The following is a 12,410-nucleotide window of genomic DNA, read 5'->3' on the forward strand; positions in this document are numbered from 1 at the left end:
GGATTTATTTATAGGTTTGGCGAGTCCTTTTTGGATATAACGAATGAGTCTCTGGAGAATAGATCTGCCCCCCTTTTTCTCTTAATTTTATTCGAACGGTTGATATGTGAAGACCTATTGGTGTTGATGCCAAAACAGGTGGACAGTCCACTAGCTTTATGACGTTAATTACTGACTCACAAGGCAACTTGGTGAACACATTTCCTGGGAAGATGTTCTGAATTATGTATTACTTAATAATGTGGGATGCAGATTTAGCCGCCGTTGGCCAAGATGGTTGTCTTGATCGTATCGACATTCCTTTGGATGTAGCGAGTTTTTTCTTTCGGCTGGATGTCGAGCAATTTCCAATGCTTTCCAGCTTGAGTTTTGATGATTGCGACCTGTTTTCCGGGACGGAAATTAGTTCACTTGTTGATGAGCTGGTTGCTGTGGTGAACATTAATCCTTTAATTTCAGGATTAGTTAAACAGATGCTGGCTTTGTTATTTAAGGCGCAAGGCTCAAGTAAAGCTATATTGTTTGACCCGTTTAAATGAGATGGCATAAAAACGGGACAGATTTGAATAGTATTTACTTAACTGTGGAAATAGAAAAAAGGTGACAGATTTATTTGATTTGACGAGTCCTTTTAAATATGGCGAGTGAGTCTCCGGAAATTAATCTGTCCCCTTTTGTCGTAGCTTTCGTTGAGCTGGCTCATCAGGTCGTCGCGTGCCTGGCTTTCGATCTGCTCGGATGCGCCCAGGAACAGCACGGCGGGGCTACCGTCGGGCTTCTTGTCGATCTTGTGGATGACGCTATGGCGTACAGGCATTTCGTTTACCTCAGGTAAGCGCCGCCCTCCGTTACCGGTGGTGGCAATTTGGTTTTGGTGGGTTATAACTTGTGAGCTGGCATTGGGCTAGCGGAAACACGTGAGGTGTCTATGCGAGTAAGGACTTGGATAGGTTGGTCAGTCGTCTTGGTTTTTTCTGGACCAGCTATGGCGGACCCTGTCGTAACGGTCAAATACAATGAACGCTGCGGTTTCGCCTCAGCTGGCCAAATCGCACATCTGATAAATAGCGATGCCAAACGGGCATATAAGGTCGTTGTTAAAGAGATCTTCAATCCATGGGGCGGGGGAAAGCCAACGGAAGCTTTAAAGCCCTTCACTCTTCAACCCTCAGAGGATCTTTCCTTGCAGTGCAGCTACGGCGACGACCACTATCCATACAAAATGAGATGGGTAGTCTTAAGCGAAACCCCAAGCTGAGTATCGTGCTTGTTTAGGTAGGTACCATTCTCCGGGGCAATGGAAATTTTGTATTGGCGGCGGTATTACGGGTAACCGGCATGGAGCCGGCTCAAGGAGAGACAGATGCCAACAGATCGTGAAGTCGCATTGGAACAGGCGCTCGTCGCTATAATTGCAGCCGCCGAAACAGGCGGTGTGGACGTCGGAAATATCATTAAAAAGGCCGGCTTATATATCGTCGACAGCGGCAGCCCTTATCAAATTGCCAGCAACGCCTACGGGGTTCAGGCCGCGCAAGAGATTAGTAATGCCCACTCACTGGTGCTATCAAGGACGGAGTAACAATTCAAGCCGCATTGCGCTGGCATAATACCTGCTGCCGCGCGGCTTCAAACTCGCTGCCGAGAGTCTCGGCGGCGCACTCGATGTTTTCGTTTCCATCCTCAAGCCTCAAGCCTCAAGCCTCAGGCCAAGGTTCAGGTACACGACCCCATCTAGTTCGAAGAACACATCCCCGCACATCCAAAGCGCGCCGGGGTTCAGGCCGATCGCCTCCCAGGCTTCGTCCATGTCGATACTAGCGGGGCAATGCTCCTTCCACAGTGCTGACAGGCGCTCATGCTCGACGACCTGGGCGGCGCGCGCTTCCTTTGGTTTTCCTTTCGCCGGCTTAGCGCTGGAGCGCAGGGCGCGGTAGTCGTACTGGTCGGGACGGCACCAGTACACGTCCAGTTCGCGGCTATCACTGATCTTCACGCCGCCGACGTAGCTTCGATTACCTGACCGCATCGGCGAGGCCGCACCACCGAACACCTGGCCAAGTTTGGCGCGCTGGGCGTCCCACTCTTTGCGCTTGGTTTCCCATGCGATGACCGCCGCAACCACCTCGGAAGCATTCGTGCTGCGCAGAACGACAGTTCAAGCGACAGTAATAGAAGCAGTGGTGGTGGCGAAGTCGGGTTTACCTTTGGCAATGAGGGGGTCGGCGTTTATGCCAGCGTCAGCATGGGCAAAGGGAACCTGGAACGGGAAGGGCAGCGTCAACAGGATGCCTATCTCTATGCTGCCGATCGTTTGGGCTTCGAGAGCGGCCGCGATACCCAGGTTGCAGGTGCTGACTTGCGGGGAGATAAAGTCATTGGCCGGGTCGGCGGTGACCTGAATGTTTCTTCTGTCGCCGACACCGGCAAAGTCAAAGGCAAAGAATTTGATCTGAGTGTCACCGTCACCATCGGTCCGGGCGCCGGTGTCAGCGGTTCGGTTGGTTACGGTCAGACCTCTGGAAAAACCAATTGGGTCGAAGACCAGACGCGGATCACCGCCAGCGACAAAGTGGATATCCGTACGGAGAAGCACACACAACTCGATGGCGCTTTAATCGCTTCAGACAATGGCAACTTGAAACTGGACACCGGCACGCTGGGGTTCAGAGACATCTCTGGAGAAGATAAAGAGCACGGGTATTACTTGAACGTCGGTGGCACCTATAAAAACGGTGAAAGCACTACCCAGGACCCGAGCCAGGTCGATAAAGGCAAGACGGGGCAGACGGGGTGGAGTGTTACTGGCTGGAAGTACGATAAGGAACGCGAGCAATCAGTCCGCGCGACGGTGGGTGCGGGTGAGATCGTTGTGCGTGATGTGGGCGATGTTACATCTGCAGTGACAGGGCTCAATCGCGATGTTGATAAGGCCTACGAAGTTACCAAGGACCAGGAAAAACGTACGGATCTGTATGTAACTGACTCTTCGTTGAAAGCGGTGACATCCCCAAAGGTAACATTAGAACAATGGAAAACCGACGCAGCCAAGTTAGGTGACAAAACCGAAGAGACGATTTTCCAGATGGTGGACCTGCTTGGCGCTGGTTCGGAGATTGCGCAAGGCGTAAATCCTGACTTCGTTGGGCTCGAAATGAAAGGACAGGCGGCCATGCGACAGCTAGGCAGTCGTCACCAAGAGGAAAGGTCCACTATCGTCAACCGGGCGCTTGGTAATATCACGAACAACGCCCACTCGCCTGAAACTCAAGCACTGGCAGATAAGATCACTCAGATAGCAGGGGATGATCCGAAAGAAGCCTTGCGGGTGCTAACGTTACTGAAGAGTTTAAATAACAGCAGTCATGGAGAAAATAATTTCTTACCGGCGATACCTCTCGCTATGGCGGGCATCACAGCCATAGGAGGCGCGTTAGTTGCAGCTAACCCAACCACGCAGGAAAACTTGCGTATTGCGGCAAATTCCATGGTTGAGGCAGCAGCCAAAACTGGAGAGAATGCTGCGCAAAGCATGAAAAGCAGCATACTGATCTGGGATGTGATTGTCGGTACGGCATTCCCGATCCACCTGCTTGACCCTAGCAATCGAAGTCTGGTCAATCCGATCCTCACGGACATTGCCGTGAATCCGAGCAGTGGCGGGTTTGGTGATGGCAGTGTGGTTGCTCCGACCGTTCATACCGGTGGGACGCAGCTGGACGGGCGACAGGATGATGGCAAGTATGTGACGCCGGAGCATCGACTTGATCCGGGAAACATGTACAGTGAGGAGAACGGTGCAAAAGCGACAGGTGGCGCAGTAGAGCTAACGTTTGACAAGGCCACCCGGACTTGGACAACTCCAGCAGGTTTAGACTATGGACAAGGATCAGTCCAAGGGAACAGAGTTTTGCATGTTTTAGAGCATGCGGAGCCGAATCCGGCCAAGACAACGCATAGCGTATTTAGTATGGACAGAAAAGAAATTTTAGGCGCTGTCGATGAGGCATGGCTCAAGAAAGGTAGTCCCGTGTCAGGTGATCCGGGAGCATATGTTGTCCCAATGGGCCGACCGATTGGTACTACGGGAGAAACAAGTATTAAAATTATTGTTCGTCCTGGGACCAATAAGGTTATTACCGCCTATCCTGTTAATTAGAGAAATTTTATATGCTGTGTCCAAGGTGTGTGCAGGGAGAAGTTGTCAAGGTTAGAATTATAGCTAACGACACTTGCTTGTTCGTATGTCAAGAGTGCGAGGCCTCATGGTTTTTATACGAAGACATTGGAGTTAAGGCCTTTGTCGACTATGGGACTTATATGGAAGGTCTCGGGCTGAAACCATTGTGGAGTGAGTTACAAATCATTCCTGAGTAGGTGCAAAAGAACTGGGGAAAATTGAGCCACCCATTCCCAAAGTAGATATCACAAATGATTTTATGATGAGTACCTTCAAGGTAAAAAAGGGGCAGATTTATTTATAGGTTTGACGATTCCTTTTAGATGTAACGAATGAGTCTCTGGAAAATAAATCTGTCCCGAATGGCACTTCCTTAACAGCTAACCAGCTGATATGACTACAGAAAAATGAAAAAAGGCCGTCCTTGGTCTACGGTGATAGTTGCGAACACACACCACTCGAACAAGGACAGCCCGCGTGAATCGTAGACGTCAAATCGTCAGGCATCAACAGCAACGCATTCAGCAGCACGCCAAAAACAGCAACGCCCATGCATTCTTTAAGCTGCTAGCCGATCCGGCGCTGCTACAGCGTGCCGAGTCAGTGATTCCCAAGCATCGTCAACGCTTATTCCCGCCGACTGAAACACTGTCGATGTTTCTGGCTCAGGCCATGAATGCCGACCGTTCTTGTCAGAAGGCCGTGAATGATTTTTCGATCAAACGTTGCTGCGATGGGCTAAGCCCCAGCAGTGTCTACACCGGCGCTTATTGCAAAGCACGGGCGCGGTTACCGGTAGAGATGGTTTCAACATTGTTGCGCTCCACGGGATCTTCAATGAGTAACAACGCGCCACCATCCTGGCGCTGGATGGGCCGCCCGGTGCGCCTCGTAGATGGGAACACGGTGACTCTGCCAGATACTGCGGCCAATCAAGCTGCCTATCCGCAATCTCGTGGCCAGAAAGCAGGGTTGGGCTTTCCCATTTGTCGTTTGGTAGGAATCATTTGCCTGTCCAGTGGTGCCGTTTTAGACGCCTCACTGGGGCGCTTTCGAGGCAAAGGTGGCGATGAGCAGACGTTACTCAGAACGATGCTCGATACACTGAATCGAGGCGATATTGTGTTGGGCGATGCCTACTACGCGACATACTTTTTGCTGTGCGAACTGCGACGTCGCGGGATTGACGGCGTGTTTGAACAATACGGCGCCAGACGGCGCAGTACGGACTTTCGGCTCGGGCAATCGCTTGGGTCGGAGGATCATTTGGTTGAGCTGACAAAGCCCAAGAAGCGACCTTCTTGGATGAGCCAAGCTTCTTACGAAGAAGCGCCTGAAACACTGACAGTACGTGAACTGAAAACCGGTGGGAAAATTCTGGTAACCACTTTGAACTGCCCGCAGCAAGTGCCTAAATTCGGGCTCAAATCACTGTACAAAGACCGTTGGCATGTTGAATTGGATCTGCGCAATATCAAGACAACGCTGGGGCTTGAAACGCTGAGCTGCAAAACGCCTGGCATGGCTGTAAAAGAATTATGGGTGTATCTGCTAGCGCATAATTTGATTCGGATGATCATGGCCCAATCAGCGCTGTTAGCGGATTGTTTGCCACGCGAGCTTAGCTTTAAACATAGCCTCCAATTATGCCTTGCGATGCAGCAGTACGGTGCCGACGAACAAGACGATGGGGTACCGAATTTACTCAGGTTGATCGCCAGGAAACGTATCGGAAACCGGCCGGGACGGATTGAGCCTCGCGCCATAAAACGAAGGCCCAAGCCTTACCCGATGCTGATGCAAACGCGTTCGGCGGCAAGGGGCGAGGTCAGGAGAAATGGACATCCGAAGAAGGTTAAGTAAGTGCCATTCAAATCTGTCCCCTTTTTTCCTTTGGGGCGAAGCCCGCGGAGAAGGACTGGCCGCACAGATCGCCGTGGCCTGGACCATCCGCAACCGGGTGTTCGACGGCAAGGCCAAGTCATGGTGGGGGGAGGGCTACGCCGGTGTGTGCCTGAAGCCGTGGCAGTTCAGTTGCTGGAACCAAAACGACCCGAACTGCGCCTACCTGAGCGGTGCCAAGCAGATCCCTGCCGCGCAGTTCACCCAGGCCCAGCGTGCGGCTGATCAGGTGATGTCGGGTGCGGTACCGGATCCAACTGGCGGCGCCACGCACTACTACGCGATCACGATGCCAAAGGCCCCCGCCTGGGCGGCGAAGGCCACGCAGACTCTGCGCCTGGGTGACCATGTGTTCTTCAAGGATGTGCCGTGATGACGCCCGGGCAGATCCTTTGCGCGGTCTTGATGGCGCTGGCCATCGGGTTTGGAGGCGCTTGGCAGGTTCAAGACTGGCGCCTGGGCGAAAGGCTGGCTGAGCAGGCCGGGCAGTTCGAGAAGGAACTGGCCGCCATCAGCAATAAGGCTTCAGCCCAGGCCCAGGCTGAGCAAGGCAAGCGCCTAGCTCTGGAGCAGCAGATCGCCGGCCAGGACCAAAAACACCCCAAGGAATTATCCGATGCTCAACGCAACCAAGCTCGCCTGCGTGACCAGCTTGCTACTGCTGATGTCCGGCTGTCAGTCCTCCTTGCCGAGGATTCAGCCAGTGGCTGCAACGTGCCTGCCGCCACCGGCGCCGTCAGCGTGGTTCATGCAGCCCGTCGAGCCCAACTTGACCCAGCGCATTCTCAAAGAAATATCCGCATCACCGATGACGGGGATAACGCCATAATCGCCTTGCGTGCGTGCCAGGCGTATGTTCACGTAATGAACACTAAATAAATGACAAACGCTGCTGAATTAGGTATTCGCAGCGTTAATGTTGATTCCTACAGAATCTTGTTAAGTGTAATGGTTTTTTTAACTTTTTTACCGTTTCGGCTGAGTGTGAGCTGTACAGTTTTGCCTGCCTTTTCTTCAAGTAACGATCCTAAATGATTTGCGTTTTTTATTCTTTCCCCATCTAGCTCTTCTAATATGTCTCCCGGTAATACATCTGCATTGTAAGCCGGGGAGTCGTCAACAACGATTGTTGTTTTGACTCCAAAATTTGATTGGCGTTCTTGCCGTTCTTGGGTAGTAAGGTCTGCCGTGCGCGCGCCAAATATTGATCTTTGTTTTATATAGTAAATTGCAGCGTAATTTGCACGATGCTCGGTTGTGGGTACGTAATCCGTGGTCGTGGTATAGGTTGTTTTGTTTCCTTTGATAACTGCATTCTTCTGACCGTCAGCGCCTACCAAGACTGCTGAACCTTCAGTCGTTGTTGTTGATGGCCTCATCACCGCTGTTGATGTCGCATAGCTTCCTGAATATTCAGGGTTTCTGATTACTACGAGATCAGCTTTTACCAGTTTCCCCTGCAGTACTGCGAGGTGTGCAGGTATCGTTTGTGCGCTATTGAACGAGGATGCCCCAATAGCCATATAACTTTTTCGCTCCCACATACCTAGTCGTTCCTGCCCTTGCTCAGGACTAACGTTGTCTATTAGTGGGGTTTCTGGTGGGGCGCCATATCGAAACTTATCTATATTTTCAGCTGTAACTCCATTTACGCTAGTGTAGTGAGCAGTATATGGATTGTTGTTTGCGCAACCTGAAAGGATCGAGTAGGACAAGATAAAAAATATTATTTTGGTTGCGGTTATTTTCAATTTTATACTCCGTTATGTAAGTGTTTTTAAAATAATAGTGTCAATATAACATGCCTTAGTGAAAATTTGTATGCGAGGACGCGGCAAGTGGGTTTAACAGAAGCTCAGGGCATGCTCAGCGCTGCAACGAAGTGTAAAAGCTAAGCTCGATCAGCAGGCGCTGATTCTCCCTGAGCAGGTGGTCGCGCTGCTCAGTGATAATCTTCACGCTTTGCACCGAGGCAAACGAGTAATGCTGTTCCAGCATGCTGATCTTTCTTCGGCCGCTGCGAGCTTTTCCTCTGCCTCAGCCTCTCCCGTCATCAGCAGGTCATTCATCTGCACCAGGCCGGCGATATTCGCGCGCGCTCGACGCAGCATACGCTCGGTCTCCACCAGCTCATCCACGAGGATTGAGCATTGGTGCTGGTACATTTCAAGCGGAGTGGGGCAGCCAAGCCAATCATCGGTGTCCATGTCTACGTTCATAGCGTGAATCTCAAATACTATATGTATGTACAGTTATCGAGGTGTTGCTGGTTTGGGGAGTGGTGTTCGTCGGCAGGACGCCTGAGGAGGGGTAAATGCGGAGCAGTTTCTAAAATTGCGGAACAGAAAAGATAAGGGCCTGCCCAGGTTTCCCTGGCAAGCCCTTGATATCTATGGTGCCCGAACCCGGAATCGAACCGGGACGCCCTTACGAGCGGGGGATTTTAAGTCCCATGCGTCTACCAGTTTCGCCATTCGGGCGGTAGCGCGGTGTAACAGGGTTGGGAATATATAGATCCAGCCGCTTCAGCGCAACCTCAAAGCCGGTTTTCCCGCATAAAGATGCGCAGGAAAAAGCGTGGCAGATCAGTGATCTACAGGGCCTTTGTGTCACGTCTTGATGAACGCACGCAACGCAGGAACAAGCCCCATAAATGACAGTCATAGCGATATGCCATTTCGGCATTTCGCAAGGAGTCGTTTGATGCTCAGGGTCCGTAAGCAGGCTTGGATCATGGCCGCGGGTGTGGCGGGTTTGTTGGGCACTGCCGTGTTCAGCTCGGCGCAGGCGGGGAGTGCGGTGCGGTGGGGTGAGTTTAGTGCGTCGTCTTCAGACAAGTTGACGGCCGGCTCGATGGACGTGGGCGGTGCCTATGTGTTGAAGCCGTCGGGTGTTTCCGTGGGTGCTATCGAGGCGCTGCAGGCTGGGCAAAAACAGAGTCAAAGCGAATTGCAAAGCTTGAAAAGCAAGGTGGAAGGTCAGGAGCGTGCGTTTGATGAGTTCAAGCGCAAGGACGGTTCGAGTGCCAGTAGCAGTGACAGCCAGCTGTCCAGTCTCAAGCGGACGGTGGATGAGCAGAAGAGCACGATAGAGCGGCAGAAAGGCGAGATCGACGGGCTCAAGCGTAGCCTGGATGAGTTGAAGCGCAGTGTGGAGAATTTGAGCAGCAAGGTGAAGTGATTAGTGTGGGAGCTGGCTTGCCTGCGATGGCGGCCTGACAGCCGACATCTATCTTCCTGACACCCCGCGATTCTACTGTGGGGGCGGGCTTGCTCGCGAAGGCGGCCTGGCAGTCAACACAGTTGTACCGGGTACATATCCGTTATTTAGGTAACGGCCACCTAGGGTTCCGCCCTGACGGCGGCTCACTTTTGAACAACGCAAAAGTAAGCAAAACGCTCTTGCCCCACCACTCGGCACCTCGCCTAGGCTCGGTGTGCCCGTAATCCGCCAGTGATTTGGGGGGCCGCCGCCACGCGCCATCCATGGCGCGGGGCGGCTAAACCGGCATCCCTGCCGGTTTACCCCCCAAATCCCTGTCGAATTCCGGCCAGCGTGGTTTAACGGGGCGCCTAAGATCAAAAGCAGATCAAGAGCGGCTCGCTTCGCATCGTGGTTACCGTCGGCTGCTACGGTCTGCAAAGTTGTGTAGATACCTATGCTGCGATGCAGGCACCAGGTATGTCTGTCACACCGCGGCGCTGCAATCGCAGGCAAGCCAGCTCCCACATTGACCTTGTCGGCCTTCAATCAATAAGGGCCAGTAAGTCGGTGATCCCCACATCTACACCCGCCTGGCTCAGCAGTGTAGTCACCTGGCCGCGGTGGTGGGTCTGGTGGTTGAAAAAGTGCACCAGCAGGCCGAAGAAGGGCTTCTCGGCGGCCAGGCCGCGCATGTTGTGATAGCGCAGGCGTTGGTCGAGGTGGGACTCGTGCAGGCTGTTGGCCCAATCGATGATCAGTTGATCCAGCCAGGCGCGATGGGCCGATAATTCAGCAAGGCTGGCGAAGGCCAATTGCTTGAGGTCACCGGGCGTGGCAATGCCATTGAGTGGCGCCAAGGCCGCAAAGTGGGCCGGGTGTTCGGCAAAGCGTTTGAGCCAGACGGTGTCGCCCAGCATCAGGTGGTTCAAGGTGCCGAGGATCGAGCCGAAAAACGCCTGGCGGTCCTGGGTCAATTGTGCGTGCGTCAGGGTGCTGGCGGCGTCGTAGACCTTGCGGTTCATCCATTGGTTGTAGGTGGCCATCAACGCAATATGCTCGATGCGATTCACCGCGGTTCTCCCTCTTCGGCGTGATGGCGTCATCATAAAGCTTGCCCGCCCGACGGTCATGGTGTTCCATCAGGGGAGGACTATGTTTGATCAACGCCACTATTTGCGCCCCGGAGGGCGACACCATGAATACCAGCGATCTACTGGAACAACTGTTGCGTGCAGGGCAGCAAGGCGGCGGGGCTTCGGGCGGAGGCCTGGGCGGGTTGCTCGGAGGGTTGTTGAAGGGCGCCGGCACCGGCAATGCGTCTTCGGCGGGCGGCGGTTTGGGTGGTTTATTAGGTGGCCTGGGTGGCTTGTTGGGCGGCGCGCCGGCAGGTGGTACTGCCCAGACGCGTAGCGGCGGTGGGATGAACTACGCGGCGCTGGCGTCCCTGGGGATGGCGGCGTTCCAGGCGTACCAAGCCTGGCAACGCCAACAGGCCTCGGCACCGCAGCAAGCTATCCAGACCGTTGATCAGCTTGAAGGGCCTGAAGCCGAAGCCCATAGCCACGGCGTACTGCGGGCGATGATCGCGGCGGCCAAGGCGGATGGCAGGATCGATGAGCAAGAGAAGGAGATGATTTCTGCCGAGATCGGCCGTCATACCGACGACCCACAATTGCAGCAGTGGCTCGACGCCGAAGTCGCCAAGCCCCTGGATGCCTCCGATTTTGCCGAGTATGCCAATGACCCGGCAATCGCTGCGGAGATTTACCTGGCGAGCGTGATGCTGGTCGATGACCAACAGGACGCCGAGCGCAATTACCTCGACGACCTGGCCGGTCAGTTGCAAATCGACCCGCAATTGCAGGTGCATCTGGAGCAGCAGGCCAAAGCCTAGAACCTCAGCGTCGCCCCAGTGGTCAGCCACTGGGCGCGATCGCCAATCAGGCTGCGCCCGACCAGCAGGTCCACGTCGACAAATTCGCCGATGTGCAAACGCGGCCCAGCCTGCCAGGCCTGTTCGCCGCCTTCCTGGCCATAGCGCTCGCCAATCAGCGTGAGCGTCTCTGCCAACTGATATTCGAACCCCGTGCCCCAGGTCAGGCGGTGTTGTTGATCACCGTCGTTGTAGGCGTGGCTCCAGCCGGCGTTCAGATTCAGCCGCAGGGGCGCCAAGGGTTGCCATGTGAGTGGGATGTTCAGGTCTGCGCCATCAAACCCGTGATGGCGATCCAGCGCGACATGCGCCCCGACAGCAACCGCCAGTTCCAAGCCCAAGTCTTGCCGTGACAGCACCTGCACCTTGGCTTGCGGGCTGATCTGCGTCTCGCCTTTGCCTGCATCCGTGGCCCGTGACAACGCGGCGCCCCATTGCACGGCAGGCATGGCGCTGAACGTGCAGGCGGGCGATACGTTGCTGTTGTGGGTACTGCCCGCGTGCCGCTGGGCGCTGTACCAGGCGTCGATGTTGCATTCCCCCGGCGCGTTGATCGCACCGTCATCAACCACATAAGCGCCGCCTGCGGCTTGCGCTTTTGAAATCAACGCGACGACAAAGACCAGGCCCAGCGTTATGCCGATAAAGATCAAGTTGCGCTGCAATGCACGGCGCTTTGCTGGCGGCAGTAACAGCAGGGTGTGGCGAGCGTGGCGTGCGCGATATTTGGTAAACCCGTCGCGGCGCGCCGGCGTGTATTTTTTGTGCATGATGCACCTCGCTTGAATTCAGCTTTCTACGGTCAGCACCGAAATGCCGCTGGCTTTGGCCTGGCAGACCAACTCCGAGGTATCGTCACCGCCGGGCAGGGCGATGATCAGGTCGGGGCGGCTGTCGGCCAGCATGAAGTGGTTACGCTGGCGTTCGGCCTGTTTGCCATGGCGCTGCCAATTGGGTGGGTAACGCACCACGTCGATACCGATTTCCCGTGCCCATTCCTCGATCTCACTGCCCAGGAACTGGTTGCCGCCGTGGATCAGTACCTGCACCGGGCGCAGGCGGTGGTAAGCGTCCAGCACGTGGCGGGACTTTTTGGTGTCGGCGTAATGACGACCTGCACAGATCAACACGCGCATGAGTAAATCCTTTTCTTGCACGCTGGCGACCGGGCGGCCGCCAGCGTTTGAACGG

At 54.4% G+C, this 12,410-nt stretch carries 14 protein-coding genes, 1 tRNA gene and 1 pseudogene; 8 read left to right on the forward strand and 8 right to left on the reverse strand.

From position 1 onward, the window contains the following. The first annotated feature begins 239 nt into the window (after positions 1-239). Positions 240-539 (forward strand): hypothetical protein, encoded by a 300-nt coding sequence (locus tag PSH76_RS12910; RefSeq protein WP_305494225.1) that lies wholly within the window; start codon positions 240-242, stop codon positions 537-539. A 92-nt stretch (positions 540-631) separates the two neighbouring features. Here PSH76_RS12910 and PSH76_RS12915 read toward each other — a convergent pair whose 3' ends face one another. Then, entirely contained in the window at positions 632-817 is a 186-nt protein-coding gene (locus tag PSH76_RS12915) for a hypothetical protein (protein WP_305494226.1), read from the reverse strand. Positions 818-1,363: 546 nt separating this feature from the next. On the opposite strand from PSH76_RS12915, the gene PSH76_RS12920 reads away from it, so the two are divergent. Continuing rightward, positions 1,364-1,582: a hypothetical protein gene (locus PSH76_RS12920; RefSeq protein ID WP_198707832.1), complete on the forward strand. Its 219-nt coding sequence runs from the start codon at positions 1,364-1,366 to the stop codon at positions 1,580-1,582. 108 nt (positions 1,583-1,690) lie between these two features. Here the strand turns inward: PSH76_RS12920 and PSH76_RS12925 are convergent, their stop codons facing one another. Beyond that, a complete protein-coding gene (locus PSH76_RS12925; protein WP_305494227.1) occupies positions 1,691-2,125 on the reverse strand; it encodes a hypothetical protein in 435 nt (144 codons plus the stop codon). Positions 2,126-2,131: 6 nt separating this feature from the next. On the opposite strand from PSH76_RS12925, the pseudogene PSH76_RS12930 reads away from it, so the two are divergent. From PSH76_RS12930 to PSH76_RS12945, 4 genes and pseudogenes are all read left to right on the forward strand, one after another. Continuing rightward, a pseudogene (locus tag PSH76_RS12930) lies at positions 2,132-4,159 on the forward strand (hemagglutinin repeat-containing protein); the annotation flags it as partial. 498 nt (positions 4,160-4,657) lie between these two features. Then, a complete protein-coding gene (locus PSH76_RS12935; RefSeq protein ID WP_305494228.1) occupies positions 4,658-6,043 on the forward strand; it encodes an IS4 family transposase in 1,386 nt (461 codons plus the stop codon). Beyond that, positions 6,018-6,455, forward strand: a complete 438-nt coding sequence (locus tag PSH76_RS12940) for a cell wall hydrolase (RefSeq protein ID WP_305494229.1) — start codon at positions 6,018-6,020, stop codon at positions 6,453-6,455. The genes PSH76_RS12935 and PSH76_RS12940 overlap by 26 nt, the downstream gene beginning before the upstream one ends. After that, on the forward strand, positions 6,455-6,961 hold the full coding sequence (locus PSH76_RS12945; protein ID WP_305494230.1) for a lysis system i-spanin subunit Rz: 507 nt from the start codon (positions 6,455-6,457) through the stop codon (positions 6,959-6,961). Before PSH76_RS12940 ends, PSH76_RS12945 begins: the two co-directional genes overlap by 1 nt. A 47-nt stretch (positions 6,962-7,008) precedes the next feature. Here PSH76_RS12945 and PSH76_RS12950 read toward each other — a convergent pair whose 3' ends face one another. From PSH76_RS12950 to PSH76_RS12960, 3 genes are all read right to left on the reverse strand, one after another. Beyond that, entirely contained in the window at positions 7,009-7,833 is an 825-nt protein-coding gene (locus PSH76_RS12950; RefSeq protein ID WP_305494231.1) for a PDZ domain-containing protein, read from the reverse strand. 204 nt (positions 7,834-8,037) lie between these two features. Then, positions 8,038-8,289, reverse strand: coding sequence for a hypothetical protein (locus PSH76_RS12955; protein ID WP_320747915.1), 252 nt, complete (start codon positions 8,287-8,289; stop codon positions 8,038-8,040). A gap of 186 nt (positions 8,290-8,475) precedes the next feature. Next, a tRNA-Leu gene (locus PSH76_RS12960) sits at positions 8,476-8,562 on the reverse strand. A 223-nt stretch (positions 8,563-8,785) separates the two neighbouring features. Between PSH76_RS12960 and PSH76_RS12965 the strand changes: the two genes are divergently transcribed. Continuing rightward, positions 8,786-9,262: a hypothetical protein gene (locus PSH76_RS12965; RefSeq protein WP_305494462.1), complete on the forward strand. Its 477-nt coding sequence runs from the start codon at positions 8,786-8,788 to the stop codon at positions 9,260-9,262. A 566-nt stretch (positions 9,263-9,828) separates the two neighbouring features. Here PSH76_RS12965 and PSH76_RS12970 read toward each other — a convergent pair. Further along, the gene (locus tag PSH76_RS12970; RefSeq protein ID WP_305494232.1) at positions 9,829-10,356 is read right to left on the reverse strand and encodes a DinB family protein; all 528 of its coding nucleotides are present in this window, start codon (positions 10,354-10,356) and stop codon (positions 9,829-9,831) included. Between the two features lie 125 nt (positions 10,357-10,481). Between PSH76_RS12970 and PSH76_RS12975 the strand changes: the two genes are divergently transcribed. Continuing rightward, a complete protein-coding gene (locus PSH76_RS12975) occupies positions 10,482-11,180 on the forward strand; it encodes a tellurite resistance TerB family protein (protein WP_305494233.1) in 699 nt (232 codons plus the stop codon). On the opposite strand, the gene PSH76_RS12980 is transcribed toward PSH76_RS12975, so the two are convergent. Then, the gene (locus PSH76_RS12980; RefSeq protein WP_305494234.1) at positions 11,177-11,989 is read right to left on the reverse strand and encodes a hypothetical protein; all 813 of its coding nucleotides are present in this window, start codon (positions 11,987-11,989) and stop codon (positions 11,177-11,179) included. The genes PSH76_RS12975 and PSH76_RS12980 overlap by 4 nt on opposite strands. 18 nt (positions 11,990-12,007) lie before the next feature. Continuing rightward, on the reverse strand, positions 12,008-12,355 hold the full coding sequence (locus PSH76_RS12985) for a DUF2493 domain-containing protein (protein ID WP_003191350.1): 348 nt from the start codon (positions 12,353-12,355) through the stop codon (positions 12,008-12,010). Positions 12,356-12,410: the final 55 nt, after the last annotated feature.

The sequence above is a fragment of the Pseudomonas sp. FP215 genome (genome assembly GCF_030687795.1).
Classification (GTDB): Bacteria; Pseudomonadota; Gammaproteobacteria; order Pseudomonadales; family Pseudomonadaceae; genus Aquipseudomonas; species Aquipseudomonas salmasensis.

Excerpts from the sequence above, each read along its gene's own strand:
- PSH76_RS12910 (WP_305494225.1), top strand. The coding sequence starts at position 240 with ATGTGGGATGCAGATTTAGCCGCCGTTGGCCAAGATGGTTGTCTTGAT.
- PSH76_RS12915 (WP_305494226.1), bottom strand. The coding sequence starts at position 817 with ATGCCTGTACGCCATAGCGTCATCCACAAGATCGACAAGAAGCCCGAC.
- PSH76_RS12920 (WP_198707832.1), top strand. The coding sequence starts at position 1,364 with ATGCCAACAGATCGTGAAGTCGCATTGGAACAGGCGCTCGTCGCTATA.
- PSH76_RS12940 (WP_305494229.1), top strand. The coding sequence starts at position 6,018 with ATGGACATCCGAAGAAGGTTAAGTAAGTGCCATTCAAATCTGTCCCCT.
- PSH76_RS12945 (WP_305494230.1), top strand. The coding sequence starts at position 6,455 with ATGACGCCCGGGCAGATCCTTTGCGCGGTCTTGATGGCGCTGGCCATC.
- PSH76_RS12955 (WP_320747915.1), bottom strand. The coding sequence starts at position 8,289 with ATGGACACCGATGATTGGCTTGGCTGCCCCACTCCGCTTGAAATGTAC.
- PSH76_RS12965 (WP_305494462.1), top strand. The coding sequence starts at position 8,786 with ATGCTCAGGGTCCGTAAGCAGGCTTGGATCATGGCCGCGGGTGTGGCG.
- PSH76_RS12975 (WP_305494233.1), top strand. The coding sequence starts at position 10,482 with ATGAATACCAGCGATCTACTGGAACAACTGTTGCGTGCAGGGCAGCAA.
- PSH76_RS12980 (WP_305494234.1), bottom strand. The coding sequence starts at position 11,989 with ATGCACAAAAAATACACGCCGGCGCGCCGCGACGGGTTTACCAAATAT.
- PSH76_RS12985 (WP_003191350.1), bottom strand. The coding sequence starts at position 12,355 with ATGCGCGTGTTGATCTGTGCAGGTCGTCATTACGCCGACACCAAAAAG.